Genomic DNA, 16,556 nt, shown 5'->3' on the forward strand with positions numbered 1-16,556 from the left:
CCGGCCCGCTTGCAAGTCACATTGCGATGCTTGCTCGCGTTGGCCCGAATCTTGGTTCCGTCCACGCTCACCACCCCTACCTTCAAAAGCTTCATCTCCCGCGCCAGCGCCAACACCTTCAAAAAGCAGTCCGCCACCGCGGCAAAGTTCTCCCGCCGAAACCGGCAGATCGTGTCGTGATCCGGATGGGTGTTCGCACAAAGGTAACGAACCGCCACATCCCGCCACGTCGCCGCCTCGATCCGTCGACTCGAAAAGATTCCGTTGGCGTAGCAATAAATCAAAAGCGAGAGCACCATTGACGCCGGATATTGCGCGTCCCCCGTCCCGCGCACGTTGACTCGAAATCCCCGCAGATCCATCTTCTCCACCGCCTCGATGACAAAATGCACCAAGTCGTCTTCCCTCACCCAATCCCGCATGTCCTCGGGCAAAAGCATTGGGGTCATCCGATCCACCATCACAAATCGCTCAGCCATGCCCTCTTTTACCATATTCCAGAGGAAAAAGGAAAGTCCGACAGGCTGCTAGCCGCCATTTCTCAGAAAGTTCGTAGCCGAGGCGCCGCAAATGGGCTTGGATGCGAGGCGGGGCGCGGGTTTTCCCCCGGAGCTGTATGAGAACATACTGCAAGGATGGAAAACCAAGCGAGAGCGAAGCAGACGAGCCCATTTCGCAAGCCGCAGGGGAACGCTTGGGAGAAAGAGCGGTTAACACGGACGGGAAAGGTTTGGCTCCTGCTCCGGAATTGCGTCGCAAGCGGCCAGCCAAGCCGTTGCCGAGCTGTCGCTCGGTGCCCGATAGTCTCCCCTTGGGGAAAGAGAGCCTCCGGAGCCGACCTTCGGAGCGTTCGCAATGCAACTCCGCTTGAACTGGCTTTGGGCAAAAAAGCGTCGCAAGAAGAGACGGAGCCATCCTTTGATTTCGGCAATCGACCATTGCGGCCGATTCAGCTCTCCGCTCGGCCATGATCCGCAGTTGCGATCCTGCCATGCGGTCCATGCCAGGAAGGCGACCTTCGTCGGGCTGTAGCCGAAACGAAGAATGTAATAGAGGTGGAAGTCCTGCAGGGAATAAGGCCCTACCACCGCTTCGGACCGTTGCTCGGGCTGGTCTCCAGTGCCCCCGGGGATCAGCTCCGGGCTGATCTCGGTCTCCAGAATCTTCCGAAGAAGGGCGCTCGTCTCCGCTCCCAGCGCCTCCCGCTCAGCTTCCCAAGCGATCAGATGCCGAATCAGGGACTTGGGAACGCTCGCATTGACATGGTAATGGGCCATCTGGTCGCCCACTCCGTAGGTGCACCAGCCGAGCGCCAGCTCGCTCAGATCGCTTGTCCCCACGACCAGAGCATCCTGGACGTTGGCCAACCGGAAGAGATGGCTCGTCCTCTCTCCCGCCTGGACATTTTCGAAGGTCGTATCGTAGACCTCCTTTCCCTGGACGGCAGGGTGGCCGATGTCTTGGAGCATCTGATCGCAGCTGGGCCGAATGTCGATCTGGTGCGCCGTGCATCCCAGCGCGGCCATGAGCCTGACCGCCTGAGCGAAGGTGCGCTCGCTTGTTCCAAAGGAGGGCATCGTGTAGGCAAGGACGTTGCTCCTCGGCAGCCCGAGCCGATCCATCGCCCGGCAGGTCACGAGCAGAGCCTGGGTCGAATCGAGCCCGCCCGAAATTCCTAGAACCGCCTTTCGGAAGCCGGCGGCCTGCAAGCGGGTGGCCAGTCCCTGGACTTGAATGTGATAGATCTCTCGGCACCGCTCCTCCTTTGTTCTCGGATCGCAGGCCACGTAGGGAAAACGCTCGTACTGACGTTGAAGCAGGAGCACTTTGTCTCGCGGCAGATCCGCCCGAAATGGGATGCGGCGAACGCTTTCCAGTTGGCCTCGATGCTGAAAGCGGCTTTGGGCAAAGGTTCCTTGGCGGCGGCGATCGACTGCCAGCCTCTCCAAATCGATCTCGGCCGTGACGAGCTGATCGCGATCCAGGAAGCGCTCGGTTTCGGCCAGGCAACTCCCGTTCTCGTAGATCATTCCATGCCCATCCCAAGCGAGATCGGTTGTCGATTCACCCCAACCCGCTGCCGTGTAGAGATAGGCAGCAAGACAGCGGGCCGACTGGTTGCTCACGAGCTCTCGGCGATAGTCATCCTTGCCAATCGTGATGTTCGATGCGGAAAGGTTGATCAACACGGTCGCCCCGGCCAACGCCGCGTAGGAAGAAGGCGGAATCGGAACCCAGAGGTCTTCGCAGATCTCCACCGCGAACGCAAAACGAGGTTCGTCCACCGCCGCAAAGAGAAGGCGGCTGCCGAAAGGGACTGCGTCCCCACCCATGACAATTTCCCGCTCGCGGGCATACTCAGCCGGAGCAAACTGCCGAAGCTCGTAAAATTCTCGATAGTTCGGCAAGTAGGTCTTTGGGACGATTCCCAAGATTTGGCCGCGGCAGACCACCGCAGCGCAGTTGTAGAGAGCCCCATTGACCTCCAGGGGCAGCCCTACGGCTGCCACGACGGACAAACGGAGGGAAGCCTCCCGAATCCGCAGGAGAGCGTCCCGACACGCCTCAAGGAGAGCGGCCTGTCCAAAGAGATCTTCACAGGAGTAGCCGGAAAGGCCCAGCTCTGGGAAAACGGCCAACACTGCGCGCCGCTCGCCCGCCTGCTCTAGCAGAGCAATCGTCCGCTCCGCATTCGCCAAGGGGTCAGCGATCCGAACCACCGGGATCCCGACTGCGACGCGGATGAACCCGTGATTGTAGAAGTTGAAGAATTCCACGCTTCCCCGTATCAGGGAAGCATCGCAAAGGGCGCTTGAGCGAGGAAGTGATTTTTCATGGGAAGGCTTCTCCTGTTTCCGGACCCGCTCTGGTTCTACCGACGGCCGCCACCCCCGTGAAACCCTCCTCCCCCGCGAAAGCCCCCACCTCCTCGATAGCCGCCAAACCCTCCTCCCCGATATCCGCCGTAGCCCCCGCCTCGATAACCACCGCCCGTGAATCCACGATAGCCGCCCCCAAAATTTCGTCCGCCTAGTGAGGCTCCTCGGAAAACTCCGGCCCCACTCCGCATTCCGCCGGCACGTCCTCCCGCAGTTCCTCGCCAAGTGTGAGAACCCGCTCCGGAGATGCCGCGACCCGCAGTGCTCTGGAAATGAGCCGTCCCGCCCGCGCCACCCGCCCCGCGCCAAGAGCCGGCGCCCCCACGCGCAGCGCCGCCGCTATAGCCGCTCCAGGAGCCGGCCCGCGCCCCCGAAAAGCTTCCCATTCCGCCCCGGTTGGTCAGGCCACTGGCTCCAAAATGACTCCAGCCTGAATTGCCGGCTCCCGCCGCACCCCCGAATGTTCGCACGCCGCCACCTGCTGCTGCGGCACCTCCCGTCTGGCCGCCAAAGTGACTCCACCCGCCCGAGGCGGCTCCCCCGGCATGGGTTCCGCCCGCGTTCCCCGCTCCAGCCGCGGCATTATGTCCGCTCCATGGCGTCGATCCGGCGCTCCCCGAACGGCCGCCCGCCGCGCCCGCGCTCCCAGCGGCCCTGTGGGCTCCTCCCATGGATGTCCCCGCCTTTTGCTCGGTTCCCGCCATCCCCGCTTCTCCGTGGGTGCCGGCAGCGGTGGCCGCCGTATGCGCTCCTCCGACAGCGGCATGGCCGGCACTTCCCGCTCCCGACTTACTCCCCTCCGCCGTTGTCGCTGCGTGGCCGGCAGCCCCTCCGGCTCCCTGCGTCGCTCCCGGATGAGTTCCGACAGCCGTCGCCGCCCCACCATGAGCGCCCGTGGCGCTGGCGGCGCTTGCGCCGTGTGCACCCGCCCGTTCTCCCGCCGCGCCGCTCCTCGTCACATTGGTGACGTTTCGAACGTTGTTGATGTTATTGATGTTCGTGATGTTCGTCCGATTGAAGGCGCCCATCCCGCCCCATCCGAAGCCTCCCCAGCCGAACATCGGCCAGCCGAACCCAAAACCGAACATCGGCCAGCCAAAGCCGAAACCCATGCCGAAACCGAACATCGGCCAGCCCATGCCAAAGCCGAACATCGGCCAGCCAAAGCCGAAACCCATGCCCATGCCAAAGCCCCAAGGATAACCCCAGCCGCCCCAACCCCAGGGACCCCACCAGGGATTGTAGGGCATGAAGGGTGCGCCGGCGTATAACCCCATGCCCGGCCATCCGCCGTATCCGTACGACGAGGGAGGTACGGTCGCCCCCACGAAGATATTGGTCACGTTTCGACCCGTATCATCGGAATAGCTGTGATAGGCGGGATAGTCGTCCCACAGGCAAGAAGAAGGCGTCGCGGCTTTCGCTGCCGCCATCTCGACCGAGTTCCGCTTTTCGTTCCACTGGTCCCACGAATCGGTTGCCGGCGCATCGACTACTTGATATTCCGGATTGGTCTTTCCCTGGACGACGATCATCTTTCCAGCCGGGAGATCCACCGATCCCTCGGAAGAGACAACCCGCGCGTCACCCTTGCGCACGATCGCCGCCGTCGTCTCACCCTCCACCTTGACCCGGTAGTCGCCTTCCTGAACCGGCTGGAGGCTCACCCCGGGGGTTTCGATGGCGATGTCCCGATGGTTGCCGCCGAAAACCGAATAGGTCACGGTTCCTCGAACCACTTCCGCCTTGATGGCGGAGGAGCTTAGGCTGCTGATCCGCGCTTCGCCCTCTGCTCCCAGACGAAGGAAATTGTTGCGGTCGATCCGCAACTCCGCGGTGGATTTGGGCCCGGTCCGAATCCGATCTCCAGGATCGAGTTTTTCTCGGGGATGCACGGCCTGCCAGATCTCCGATCCAGCCTTTTGCCGCGACACCGACCCTTGATACTCCGAAAGCTGCGCGGTTTCCGAATTTGGATTGCCGAAAACGGAAAGGACAGAACAGGCCAAGATAATGACGGTGAGCGGCAGTCGCCTCATAACACCCTCCTTATAACCAACCTGCCTGTCTCACAAGGTTCGTGCCCGAGGCGAGGGCCGATGGACCTGAATGCAAGGCGGGGCACAGGTTTTCCCCCGGACTTGTATGACGACATACTGCGAGGAGGGCCAAAAACCCAAGTCCCAACGAAGCAGCCGGACCCATTTGCGCAAGCCGCAGGATAGCGCTTTGAAACATGCAGGCTACCTACATAAGCTAGCTCCCTCCCGGCGGTTGCAAAGACAAATCCTCATGCCCGCAGGGGTGATCTCCCCACCGGCGGCTCCGCTTTCGGGAAGGCGTACTCTCTCTTGTCTCAACGCAGTCCTCCGCCGAACCGGGGGCCTCGGCTCAGAAGACACGGAGCGGGTTCCGACGCCAAACGACATGAGTGAGTCCGTAGAGCTCCCACGCAAAAGGTGGATAGCCGAGGTAGCCCGGCAAAGGCATCGCGAAGAGATGCCAGAAGTCGAAGAGAGGAATGTGGTAGACCCAGTAGGGATAGGACCGGCTGTTCCAGAGCTCCCAAAACCAACCACAGAAGAGCCCGGCGAGCCCGTAGGCGACCAAGGGCCGCCAGTCGCCTCTGCCGATCGCCCCTACCAGGGACGGCCTCCCTCTCCAAGCGTTGATCGGATCGATCAGGCAGACGAACGACATCCAGAGAAAGGGAAAGAAGACCTTCGGAAAGAAGAGGAAGAGGCTGAGCATCCCCAATCCGGCAGCAAAAATGGAAGGAAGCCACTTCTCCACGGTTCGTCGGCTACGCTCCCGCCGGCAACGCGAAAGCCACGAAAAGCTTCCCATCCATTCGGCGGTCACCAGCACTGCGGGAAGCACCGTGGAAAAGCTAACGGTCGAGCAGAGGGTAAAGAGCCACAGAGGAAAGTCTTCCTCGCCCACATACGCCCAATTCTGGGAGCGGAGATTGAGAAGCTCGAAGAGCCACCAGGTTGCGGAAGAAAGCGGAAAGAGAGCGGCAAACCAACGTCCGTCCCGGCTCAGCAGCGAACTCCCAGTTCTACGGCAGACCAACCCGTCCATCGCTAAGATATAGCCTAACCAGAGTGGAAAGAAGAGCCAGGCAGTTCGAGGACCGGGAAGAAACCAGTTGAGCGGCCAGAAGAGGGCAACCAGGATGAGACCGAGCCGCAGTTCTCGCCGACCGATCGCCCTTGACCGCTCCTCGTCCCGGCTCCTGCTTGCTTCCATAGGGATCGCCCGCGGATCTTTTCCCTTCCGCACCGGGTCGTCAATCACGCAGCATCGAGTCTCCGCCCTACCGAGCACTCCGCTTCCGCCCCTTCTTTTTGCCGGCGGCCTTGGGAGAGGAGCGATCCTCCTCGCCTGCGTTCCCATCCTTTTGCTTGATGGCTTGATAGAGGATGGCTTCTTCCAGGTAGGTGATCCAAGGGCCCGGGGGAACATCCCGCCGGTCGACGAAGCGCCAATTGACCGGATCCCGTCCTCCCAAGCCGAGGTACTCCTTGACCGCCGGCGAAACATCGATCCCGGCCGAGGCGCGCGGTCGATGTCCGCCAAAGACATAGGCCGCGTCATTCGAAACAAACGGGCCGGAGTCCATCCATTGGGCGTAGACCCGCTTCCCGCCCGGCCTTTCGATCTCGACCCAATGCCCCTCGCACCGGGATCTGCCGTCGGCGGCCTCGGAGCCGTCCCACGGAATCCATTTCCTGGCCAACGCTGGATGCGCGAGATCGTTGAAAGGCAGAGCGACATAAAAGGGATTCAAGGTCGCCGCATGGGTGCCCGGCAGAAGCCCCGCTCGCGCCGCCGGGCTATCCTCCCCCCCGTAATGGCGCACCCAGCCCGCGTCCCACGCGCTTCGTAAATTGCCGCCGGGGCTCTGTGGGGCCCAGTCGGTTCCGATCCAAAAGACGGTAGCGACGATCCCCCGATGCCACGGATAGCTCGAGGAGCCCTGGGACTGCTTCTTCTCCCCCGTTGCGCTGCGCTCCGCGGAATGAACCGTCGGTTCCTCGATGCAAAGCAACAGTCCAAAGAGCGGCAACAGGATCCTGCTCCAGGCGCTCCACATGCTAGCATGCATAACTCACAAGCGTTCTCTTGCGGCTTGCGAAATGGGCCCGGCTGCTTCGTTGGGATTTGGGTTTTTGGCCCTCCTCGCAGAATGTCGTCATACAACCTCGGGGGGAAAACCTGCACCTCGCCTCGCATCCAAGCCCATTTGCGGCGCCTCGGCTACGAAATTTGTGAGAAATGGCGGCTACCCTCGTGGGCAGCCACAATCCCCGGAGCAGCGTCGGCCCGCCGTCTCTACCCCCCAATCAAATTCGCGATCTGCCTGCGGACCCGGTTGAGGCCGCGCACGACCTCCTCCTCGACAGCTGAGCCGTTCCGTCGATGATGGACCTGTCTTTTCTTCGACTCGGCGGTCTTCTTTGGCGCAGTCTCCTTCTTCTGGACCGTTTGCGTCCCCTGCTCGCTTGGTTGCTCTTCGGGCGCCTCGCCTCCCACCTCCCCCGGCTGCTCTGCCGACATCGTCCGGTGGCCCGAGGAAGCGCTCCAGGCGGTCTGAAGCGGCGGGGGAGAGACGGCTTGCTTCGGACCTGTAGCCCTTGATCCATTCGTTGCCGGAGCGGGAGGAGCCTGTCGAGCCGATTTCACTCGGTCGAGCTCGGCCTGAAGCTCCTGCACTCGGCTTTCGAGGCTGTTTTTCTGCCCAGCCACCGAGCTCTGAAGGCGCTCTTGCTGCTTTCGACTGCGAATCAGCTCTTCTTCGAGCTTCCGGACCCGGTCGTTTAGTGCCGCAACCTCCGAAGCATTGGCGGTCGTCGTCGTCTCCAAGCGGCGAATCTCCTTTCTCCCCTGGATGCGGGTCACCTCGGCCTGAATGCGCTCCATCTGGGAACGAAGTTGAACGACCTCTTGGGCTTGAGCGGCGACGGGGCTCTCCGCCTGGAGCCGTTGCTGTTCCCTTTGCGCTTGCGACAACTGATCTTCCAGCTTCTGAACGGTTCCCTCAAGTTGAACGACCCGCTCCGCCCCCTGCTCCTGCCCGCCCGCCGCTTGCGCCGCCGTCTCCTGGGCGGCCTTGGCTTGCGAAAGCTCGTTTTGCAACGTGACCACCTGGCTGCTCAACTCCCGCATCTTCTCCTGAACGGCATTCCGTTGCTGCGTCCTCTCTTGCAAGGTCTTGGCATGAGCAAGCTGCGCTTGTAGCTCTTGGAGCCTCTTTTCCAGGCGAACTCGCTTTTGGGCCTGCTCCCGGCTATTCTTGAGCTTCGCCACCTGCGCATTCAGAGAGTCGACCTGCGACGAAAGGGAGCCGATCTTCGCGATCTCGGCCTGGCTCTCTGCCTCTTCCGCGATCTGCTTGGTGCGGGCCGCCTTGAGCTCGGTTAGCTCGCCCTGGAGCTTCCCCAGAAGATCGCGGAGCTCGAGCATCTGCTGGTTGACCTGGGCCTTGTCGGCGTTGTTCTCCCGGCTCGTTTCCAGCTTGGTGAGCTTATCCTCCACCTCTTGGAGGCGTCCCTCTACCGGCAGAGCAGGGCCCGGCGACGGCGCCGCAGGAATCCCCGCCACCCGTTTTTCTACCGCGGCTAGCTGCTTGTGGATATAGGCAAGCCGGTATTCGACGATCTGCCTTTCCCATTGGGGATGAGACCGATGGAGCTCTTGCAACGACGTCTGCGCCTCTCGGTATTGCTCCGCTGCTTTCGTGTAGAACCCCTGTCCCGCCGCCCGGTCTGCGTCCTGGATTTCCACGTAGATCTGTAAAAAGCGGTCCTGCGGAGAACCCCCAGCCGCGTTCTGGGCTCCCAGCAACGGCGACACCGCAACGGAATGAAGCACGGAATAAAGCATGCACAGGACGACTACGGACCGTAGTCGGCTCCCGATCGGAAAGCCGCTCCCGCCGATTTCGCGCATCGTCATTTTCCCAACATTAACCCGCCGCCGCCCTTCTGACTACGCCCGGCTGCATCCGATTCTATACTTTTTCCCGGAACTCCGAACTCCTGGCTACTTCGCCCGCTCCCTCGGCAAGCTTCTCACCACCAGCAGTTCCGTTCCGCGGTCATCGATCGTCTTGACGGCGATCCTCCGATGCCTTCCCGGTCGAAACCAGAAGCTTGCGCTGCCAGCAAGCTGCCTTTGCATCCGATCCGCCATGCTTCCTCCCAGCGCGCGTCCCACGACTTCCCACGCCTCCGTTCGTGGAAACAATGCCCCGCTCGGGACAAAGCAGCATCCGTCGTAATCGGTGTCCAGAAGCCATATAGGCAGCTCTTCGGCCTTTTTGTGCTCGAACGCTCCCGTTTCGGGGTCAAAGACGGTCATGCCGCCGAACTCCACCTTCCACAGCTCCGCCTCACCGCCCGAGCGCGACCTCACCCGGATCTCCGGGATCCCGCTCAAGCAAAAGATCTGGCTGGAGCGCGTCGCTTTGAGCAAGGACTCCATGAGCAGATCGAGGCTCGCCTGGACATAATGGAGTCGAACGCCGGCTTGTTGTTGCCTGCGCACGCAATCGAGACCAGCGGCGTCGATTCCAAACCCCACGACATAGAGAGATCCTGGTAGCCCATGCTCTCCGCCTCCTGGACGACTTGTCGGGCAAGGCCCCCTCCGATCGGCCCGCTCTTGGGTCCGAAGGCAATCCCGACCCGTCTGCCGGCCACCTCGGCTTCCGCGCCCAGAAGGCAGGGACTGTCCGGCCTCCGAAGCTTTTGGAGTTCGATTCTCTTCCTTCCGCTTGCCTCGAAGACGGGGAAAAGGTGGAGCACCTCCCACATCCGCTCCGCAAACGAGGGATCTTCTTCGAAGGACTCCTCGTCTTCCGCGCTTGTCGGCAAGAGCCCTTCGACCGAAAACAGGCCGGAGAGCCGGAGCCTGCCGTTTCCCTTTTCCGGACAATCGACGAGAACCTCCTCCTCCGGAGGCAGCTCCTTGGCAATCGACTCGAGGGTGACATGGGGCACGATCCCGCCCGCCTCTTCTCCCTTGCCGCTTTGCTTCCTCTCATAGAGAAATCCTCCCGCCGGCCCCTGGTCGGGATCTCGAAGGAAATAGTCCGGAAAGACCGCCGTCAGCAGCCGCAACCGCGTCAGCGCGAGCGGCACGCAAGCGGCATCCATGCAGATCCAGCGCCTTCCCCAACGCTCGGCGACGGCGGCGGTCGTTCCGCTGCCGCAGGTCGGGTCGAGCACGAGATCTCCAGGATCTGTCGTCATGAGAAGACACCTCTCCACCACGCGCTCCACCGTCTCCACGACGTACCGCCGGTTCCGCTGAAAGCTCGGCCGGGCATCCGCCCAGTGATTGGTCAACCCGACCACCGGGAAATCGGAAAGATAACGTTTGTACATCAGCGTCTGGCCGGTCACGACGAGCCTCCCCATCCTAGCCAGCCTCTCCATCCCCTTTCGCGTCGTCTTCCAATGGCTGTTCGCATAGGGCCGGAAAATCTGGCCACGGAAGGAGAAGGCAAAGCTTCCCCGCTTGCTCGCCCCGGCACTCCGCAAATCGCCCAGGGCAAAAATTCTGGCGCCGGGCGGCAAAAGGCCGGGATCGGCTAGTTCTGCTGACGAGAGTTTCCGGCAGCTTTCCGGCTCCAGTTCCACCCAGCGGTAGTTGGTCGCCCCTTCGGTTCCCGGCCGCTTCCGCTGGTAGAGAGCCCGGTATTTGATCCTCTCCCTCTCCTTGGCATACCAGAGGAGATAATCCGACACGCCCCGAAGCAGCTTGCCGGGGAGCACCGAGGTCTTGCGAAACGAGATGAGGCGGATGAAGTTCTTCTCCCCGAAAACCTCATCCAAGAGAGTACGGACATGGTGGAGGTTTTCTTCTCCGATTTGCAGAAAGAGGCTCCCGGTCTGGTTCAATAGCTCCCGGCAGAGAAGGAGCCGCTCCCGCAGATGGGTTAAATAGGAAGAGAGCCCGAACTCCCAGGAATCCCGATAGGCCTTCACCCGCTCGAATTCGTCTTCCTCCTCGCCGCTCCTTCTTCGGGCAAAAGGCTCGAAGTAGGATGGAAAGTTCACCCCGTAGGGGGGGTCGAAGTAGATCGCCTGGATCTCCCCTCTCCGGTTCTCCCGAAAGAGAAGAGACTCGAGGACCAGCAGCGAATCTCCCAGGACAAGCCGGTTGTGCCACCCACCGGGGAAGTGGTAGCTTCCGAAGCTTTCAAGGGCCGGAGCAGGCTGATCTCGTTCCCACTTTTTGAGAAACGCCCCGATGATCCTCTCCGAGGAAATCCGCTCCCGGCAAAAGAGGCGGGGCGGAGGATGGGCCGGGAGAGAGGCCCGGTTCCTGGAACCATCCAAGGGCCGGGCTAGCCGGCAAAGCCATTCGACCGCCTCGGTCAACCCTCCTACGCGCGCGACAATGCGCCCGCCGTCCACGAACTCCTGCGGCCGTGCAAACCGATGCGGCGGCGGAAGCGATGCTGCTGCGTCGATCCGGGCGAGAAGCCATTCCCGAAAAGCCCGAAAAGCCCGCTGGGATTCTGGGGCGGAAACCAAGCCCTTGCGGTCCTCCGGCCTAACCTTGCCGCTTCCTCGGAGGCCCTCCCGCCCTCCTTCCGGCATTCTCCGGATCTGGCCTGCCCGTTTCACCGGCGTTCTCCTGCGGCTTGCGAAATGGATCCGGTTGCTTCGTTGGGGCTTGGTTTTCCCCCAGAGCGGTATGACGACATACTGCGAGGAGAGGAAACGGCGATGGCGACGGCAATGTCAATAGCACTATTCCAACAAGTGCAGGGCCTTGGCGCCATGATAGCTGTCTTCCAGAGTGGGAATGGCGCCGATTCTTCGCCCGAAGCCGCCGGAAGCAACTTGGCAGGCCTCGATCTGGGAGGCGAGGGTCCGTCTTCGCTGCTCTTCTGGCCGCAGAGAGAAAGCGGCGAGGAGTTCCAACCCGCATCGGACGGCCTCAAGGCTCGCCGACTCGGTCGACCAAGAGTCGGAGACGTCGGAACAGGCCAATTGGTGGCGAGCGAAGTGGAGAAGGGGCACTTCCTCGATGGGAATCTGGAAGATGCGAGCCAAGAAAAAAGCCTTCGCGCTATCGACCAGATTTTCGTGATCTTTCGGGAAGGCGCCCGATTCTCCGCGAAGCGCCTCGAGCAAGGCGGAGAGTCGTTGCCTCCATGGGGCAGGGGGAGGCGAGCAACTCCACGCAGAAAGCTTTGCTACCTGGAATGAGTCTCGCAGGAGTGCACTTGCGTCCCAACTCTCCATCTCCTCTCGTGAGGGAAGAGGGATCGTTGTGATGCAGCGTTCCACTGTTTCCCGAATCTCCCGTGCCGGCTTAAGGCCGAGAAGACGCACTCCCCGCTCGTAGGACCAGAGTGCGGCAAGCGAGGCGTTTCGAGACAGAGGATCGCTCTGCGCAGCAAACCAGGATTCCAGTTCTCCTCGGCGGGGCGACCTCTCCCCCAAGACGCGAAGAGTGGCAAGCGCAAAGGCTGTGTCATAGAGGTTCGATTCTTCGATGTAATCCGAACGGTAGAAGCAGAAGCCCCCATCTCGGCATTGTCGCCCAATGACGTAGTTCCGGCATCGTTCTTTCCAGTGCGTCCGCGCCACGATTGGAAAAGGCTCTTATACGTCACTTTTGTAGTCAGCCCAAAAAGAAATATAGCTATTGACTTTACGCCACCGACCGCAACCCGCAGGGTTCCGGGACATGGGTGAGGATTATCCACGGACGCTTCTGGACTGGAACGGCGCTTTGGCGACGAGGCCGCGTGCGTCGATTGTCTTGCTGCTCTGCGCTGGCCGGGCGGATGGGTCTGTCCGCAGTGTCAGGGGACTGCAGCTTGGTTGGTTCGGCGGGATCGCTGGCGTTGCGGGGAGTGCAGCTACGAAATGTCGATCAGAGCGGGAACCATTTTTCAGGACAGCCATCTACCTCTGAGCCTCTGGTTCCGGGCCATGTGGCAGGTCACCAGCCAGAAGAACGGCATGAGCGCCCTGGGCCTACAGCGGGTTTTGGGCCTGGGCAGCTACAAGACCGCGTGGGCGTTGCTGCATAAATTGCGCCGGGCCATGGTGGATCCGGGCCGCGACCGGCTCAAGGGCACGGTGGAGGTCGATGAGGCATACTGGGGCGGCGAGGAAACCGGCGCCGGCGTCACTGGACGAGGGGCGGAGCAGAAAGCTCTGATTGTTGTGGCTGCCGAGGAGGATGGCAAGAGCATTGGCCGCATGCGGTTGCGTCACATCCCGGACGCGAACCGCGCTACCCTGCACGGGTTCATCACCCAAGCCGTCGAGCCGGGAAGCACGGTACGCACCGACGGCCTGAACGCATACCTGGAGATGACTAGTACATCGCCTCATAAGTGCGCAGCAGCATATTCGGCTTGGAATTGCTGGGTGAGCTCGATGATGTGCTGAAGCTTTTCCGGCCCTTTAGTCCAATGGAAGGGCTGACAGTGGTCATTGTATTTGGCGAAGTAAGCCTTGAGGAAGCGCTCTAAGTCCTTGCTCGATTTGTGAACAGAGTGTTGGAGGCCCTGTCGGGTCAGGATGCTGAAGAAGCATTCGATGAGGTTTACCCAGGAAGCATGGGTCGGCGTATAGTGAAAGCTGACATTAGGGTGAAGCCTGAGCCAGTTTCGGGCTTTTTCATTCTTGTGCGTGTTCAAATTGTCCAAAACCACGTAGAGCCGCTGGTCCTCGTAGCGTTTGACAAGCTCGTCCAGAAACGAGAGGAAATCGGCCGAGGTCCGGGTCTCCTTGACATGGGCAAAGACCTTCCCGGTCTTCACCTCCAGGCTGGCCAAGACCGTGCGCGTTCCGTGCCGGACATACTCGTTGGTCCAGCAACGGGGCCTTTTCGCCCGCAAAGGCAGCATCGGCTGCGTGCGATCCAGGGCCTGGATGCCGGTCTTCTCGTCCACGCAGAGCACCACGGCGTTCTCCGGAGGCTGCATGTACAGAGCGACCCACTTCGAGGAGTTTTCTCCTTGAACTGGGGATCCGGGCTAAACGTGAAGGTGCGAAGGCAATGCGGATGCAGATCGTAAGCTCGCAGAATGGCGCGCGATCCGAGCTGGGGCAAAACCCCACCTCCCGCGCCAGCGTGCGGATGCTCCACCGGCTCAAAACCTCTCGCGGGTGTTTACTGCATGCGGTCATCACCACTTTCGCGCGTAAGCGATTGGCTTATCTCGTACCGGGCCGGGCTCCGCTCCGCGGCTCATCGTTGAGCCCAGCGATCCCCTCCGCGGAAAACCCGTCGCCGCCATTTGCCCACGATATGCGCGTTGCACTGGAGCTGCCGGGAAATCGCCGCGCTGGAAACCCCATCGGCAGCCATCAGAATTATCCGTGCTCTCATCACCAACCCGGCTTTCGCATTCCTCTTGCGGACGATCTCTTCTAACACTTCTCTCTGCTCTTCACGAATCGGTAATGCAGTTAAAATGGCTCCCATAATGAAAGCCATAATACCTAGTCTGCACTGTTATGTCACGTAATTATGAAGCGATGTACTAGACATGTCCATGATCGCCAGATCCAGCGCCGCCAGGCGGAGGGAGAACATCTGCTGCCACGCGCTCACCGGGTGATTTCTCTGCTGAAGCGATGGCTCTTGGGCACGCATCAGGGAGCGGTGGGACACGACCATCTGGATGCTTATCTCGACGAATTCACCTTTCGTTTCAATCGCCGCAATTCGCGCTCCCGCAGTAAGCTGTTCTATCGTCTGGCGCAACAGGCCGTGCAGATCGCACCCGCGCCTTTCTCCGATCTAATTAAACCACAAGCTATTGGGTATGGTGGCGTCAAGTAAATATCCCTATGTTGGAATGACGTCTTGCTCTTGACCTCATGCTCCTTTTTTTTCATAAGGAGTTATGCAACGAGGCGTTGGCCATGCGCTCGCGGTCGGAGCTGCCTGGTTGGCTCTCAGTTCGTCGGCTTGGGCTTCCAAAGCATACTGGCACGATGTCTCGGGTGTGACCCGCGCGCAGAGCAAGGGCCCGGTCGTGAAGCGGATTGGCCCGACATTCGATGAGAAGCCCGGGATGCCGATCTACCTCCATGGCGCTCCGGCCCACTACCAGATCCTCGGATCGATCTACATCGATGAGACCAGGCTCATCGATTCCACTTGGCGACCCGTCGAAAGAGCGGCTGCGGCCCACGGCGGTACCGGGCTCATCCTGTTCACCCCCGCCGAGAAGAAGCGCTACTCGCGCGTCCCCGGCGATTTATCCGACCAGCTCTGGGTCTGGTGCTATCGCTAGCCGCCATTTTTCACACATTTCGTAGCCGAGGCGCCGCAAATGGGCTTGGATGCGAGGCGCGGCGCCGGTTTTCCACCGGAGCTGTATGACGACATACTGCAAGGATGGAAAACCAAGCCCAACGAAGCAGACAAGCCCATTGTGCAAGCCGCAGGAGAAAGCTTGTGTGGAGTCGAGGAGTGGCGCGGTGCGACGTAGGAGAGCCATAGAGGGAGCTGCCCCTTTCGGTATGACAGTGCCTGAGGGTAGTGTCCGCTTTTTTGTGTGCGGGTCGATTTTCCGCTTTGTTGTCTAACAGTAAAGAGAGTTGTTCGCACGCCGTCAACTCGGACCGGCGAGACCGCTTCCCCAAAGCGGTCGGCTCTAGCCGGGACAGTTGTGAATAACCCGCTTGGGGGTTATTCAAGGCGTGGGAAGCAACTCTCCACTTTTTCATGGCTTTTAGACTCCTTCCGCCAGGAAGAATCGCTCCCCGAACTGGATGGCAAATTGCCTGGCCGCCTGATTCCAGGTCGGCGACGGATGTTTCCATTTCTTGGTGACGTTCCGTAAGATCAGGAAAATCAATTTGCTCGCCGATTCATCATTGGGAAAATGTCCTCTGGTTTTGAGGACCTTCCGCAACTGCATATGCAGGCTCTCGATGGCATTGGTCGTGTAGATCATCTTTCGGATCTCCTGCGAGAAGGCGAAGAACGGAATAACTTCTTCCCAGACTCTTCGCCACATCTGGACGATGGTCGGGAGTTTCTTCCCCCACTCGCCGGCGGCGAACTCTTCGAGTCGCTTGGCGGCGACTTCAGCAGTTTCCGCACTGTAGATGCGCTTGAGTTCCCCTGCCACCGACCGGCGCTCCTTCCAGTTGCACAAGGAGAGCGAATTGCGGATCAGATGCACGATGCAGGTCTGAATCTGCGCCTGGGGGAAAACGGCCGTGATCGCGTCCGGAAACCCCTTGAGCCCGTCGACGACCGCGATCAAGATGTCCTCCATCCCGCGATGCTTGAGTTCGTTCATCACCCCTAACCAGAACTTGGCTCCTTCGGTTTGCTGGATCCAAAGGCCCAGCACATCCTTGGTGCCGTCGCGCCGGATTCCCAAGGCCAGATAGGCGAGTGGCGCGGGGCATTGCAGCCCCGCGCTCTCCCAGAACCGGACGTGAACCTCTCGATTCATCCGGCTCCCATCATCCAGCCATAAATGGTTTGGCTTCAGTCATGCGAGCCCTCCCCTTGCGGGTTGCCCACACTTTGAAGCCGGATGACGACGCCCCTTCGGTCCAGTCCCATTACAAGACCTTCAACCCTATTACGGACGTCTCCGCCCCTGTGTCCCGCATCGATACTCTGACCCTTATGGCGGCTGGCCACTTGGGCTTCTCTCTTGGCATC

The 16,556-nt window shown here is 60.9% G+C and carries 12 protein-coding genes and 3 pseudogenes; 3 read left to right on the top strand and 12 right to left on the bottom strand.

The features are described from left to right. The 9 genes from A37A_RS21455 to A37A_RS0110905 all read right to left on the bottom strand — a co-directional run. A partial coding sequence (locus A37A_RS21455) for a transposase (RefSeq protein WP_018291527.1) occupies positions 1–479 on the bottom strand: 479 nt, incomplete at its 3' end. A gap of 231 nt (positions 480–710) precedes the next feature. After that, positions 711–2,777, bottom strand: a complete 2,067-nt coding sequence (locus A37A_RS0110875; protein WP_018291529.1) for an NAD(+) synthase — start codon at positions 2,775–2,777, stop codon at positions 711–713. Positions 2,778–2,872: 95 nt separating this feature from the next. After that, entirely contained in the window at positions 2,873–4,918 is a 2,046-nt protein-coding gene (locus tag A37A_RS18450) for a FecR domain-containing protein (protein WP_026195788.1), read from the bottom strand. A gap of 352 nt (positions 4,919–5,270) precedes the next feature. Continuing rightward, positions 5,271–6,131: a hypothetical protein gene (locus A37A_RS17155; protein ID WP_020494337.1), complete on the bottom strand. Its 861-nt coding sequence runs from the start codon at positions 6,129–6,131 to the stop codon at positions 5,271–5,273. Between the two features lie 67 nt (positions 6,132–6,198). Beyond that, the gene (locus A37A_RS0110890) at positions 6,199–6,990 is read right to left on the bottom strand and encodes a hypothetical protein (protein ID WP_155996642.1); all 792 of its coding nucleotides are present in this window, start codon (positions 6,988–6,990) and stop codon (positions 6,199–6,201) included. Between the two features lie 227 nt (positions 6,991–7,217). Continuing rightward, positions 7,218–8,834 (bottom strand): hypothetical protein, encoded by a 1,617-nt coding sequence (locus tag A37A_RS17160; protein WP_020494338.1) that lies wholly within the window; start codon positions 8,832–8,834, stop codon positions 7,218–7,220. 93 nt (positions 8,835–8,927) lie between these two features. Then, positions 8,928–9,323 carry a DNA methyltransferase gene (locus A37A_RS18455; protein ID WP_155996643.1) on the bottom strand — a complete coding sequence of 132 codons (396 nt, stop codon included), beginning with the start codon at positions 9,321–9,323 and terminating at the stop codon, positions 8,928–8,930. Continuing rightward, positions 9,320–11,521 carry a DNA methyltransferase gene (locus tag A37A_RS17165; protein ID WP_155996644.1) on the bottom strand — a complete coding sequence of 734 codons (2,202 nt, stop codon included), beginning with the start codon at positions 11,519–11,521 and terminating at the stop codon, positions 9,320–9,322. Before A37A_RS17165 ends, A37A_RS18455 begins: the two co-directional genes overlap by 4 nt. Before the next feature lie 126 nt (positions 11,522–11,647). Beyond that, positions 11,648–12,493 (bottom strand): prenyltransferase/squalene oxidase repeat-containing protein, encoded by an 846-nt coding sequence (locus tag A37A_RS0110905; RefSeq protein ID WP_018291533.1) that lies wholly within the window; start codon positions 12,491–12,493, stop codon positions 11,648–11,650. 100 nt (positions 12,494–12,593) lie between these two features. Here A37A_RS0110905 and A37A_RS17170 point away from each other — a divergent pair. Next, positions 12,594–13,222, top strand: a pseudogene (locus A37A_RS17170) (IS1595 family transposase); the annotation flags it as partial. 23 nt (positions 13,223–13,245) lie between these two features. Here A37A_RS17170 and A37A_RS21460 read toward each other — a convergent pair. Both A37A_RS21460 and A37A_RS21465 read right to left on the bottom strand, forming a co-directional pair. Beyond that, complete coding sequence (locus A37A_RS21460) at positions 13,246–13,845, bottom strand: IS630 family transposase (protein WP_018291535.1); 600 nt, start codon at positions 13,843–13,845, stop codon at positions 13,246–13,248. Positions 13,846–14,111: 266 nt separating this feature from the next. Further along, positions 14,112–14,252: a helix-turn-helix domain-containing protein gene (locus A37A_RS21465; protein ID WP_231363900.1), complete on the bottom strand. Its 141-nt coding sequence runs from the start codon at positions 14,250–14,252 to the stop codon at positions 14,112–14,114. A 222-nt stretch (positions 14,253–14,474) separates the two neighbouring features. On the opposite strand from A37A_RS21465, the pseudogene A37A_RS19385 reads away from it, so the two are divergent. Continuing rightward, positions 14,475–14,708: pseudogene (locus A37A_RS19385) on the top strand (transposase); the annotation flags it as partial. 64 nt (positions 14,709–14,772) lie between these two features. Next, complete coding sequence (locus tag A37A_RS0110930) at positions 14,773–15,165, top strand: hypothetical protein (RefSeq protein WP_018291538.1); 393 nt, start codon at positions 14,773–14,775, stop codon at positions 15,163–15,165. 441 nt (positions 15,166–15,606) lie between these two features. On the opposite strand, the pseudogene A37A_RS17180 reads toward A37A_RS0110930, so the two are convergent. Then, positions 15,607–16,275, bottom strand: a pseudogene (locus A37A_RS17180) (IS256 family transposase); the annotation flags it as partial. Positions 16,276–16,556 lie beyond the last annotated feature (281 nt).

Origin of the sequence: Verrucomicrobium sp. 3C (genome assembly GCF_000379365.1) — a bacterium.
Lineage (GTDB): Bacteria > Verrucomicrobiota > Verrucomicrobiia > Methylacidiphilales > Methylacidiphilaceae > Methylacidimicrobium.

Excerpts from the sequence above, each read along its gene's own strand:
- A37A_RS17155 (WP_020494337.1), bottom strand. The coding sequence starts at position 6,131 with ATGGAAGCAAGCAGGAGCCGGGACGAGGAGCGGTCAAGGGCGATCGGT.
- A37A_RS17160 (WP_020494338.1), bottom strand. The coding sequence starts at position 8,834 with ATGCGCGAAATCGGCGGGAGCGGCTTTCCGATCGGGAGCCGACTACGG.
- A37A_RS18450 (WP_026195788.1), bottom strand. The coding sequence starts at position 4,918 with ATGAGGCGACTGCCGCTCACCGTCATTATCTTGGCCTGTTCTGTCCTT.
- A37A_RS0110890 (WP_155996642.1), bottom strand. The coding sequence starts at position 6,990 with ATGCATGCTAGCATGTGGAGCGCCTGGAGCAGGATCCTGTTGCCGCTC.
- A37A_RS21460 (WP_018291535.1), bottom strand. The coding sequence starts at position 13,845 with ATGCAGCCTCCGGAGAACGCCGTGGTGCTCTGCGTGGACGAGAAGACC.
- A37A_RS21465 (WP_231363900.1), bottom strand. The coding sequence starts at position 14,252 with ATGAGAGCACGGATAATTCTGATGGCTGCCGATGGGGTTTCCAGCGCG.
- A37A_RS0110930 (WP_018291538.1), top strand. The coding sequence starts at position 14,773 with ATGCAACGAGGCGTTGGCCATGCGCTCGCGGTCGGAGCTGCCTGGTTG.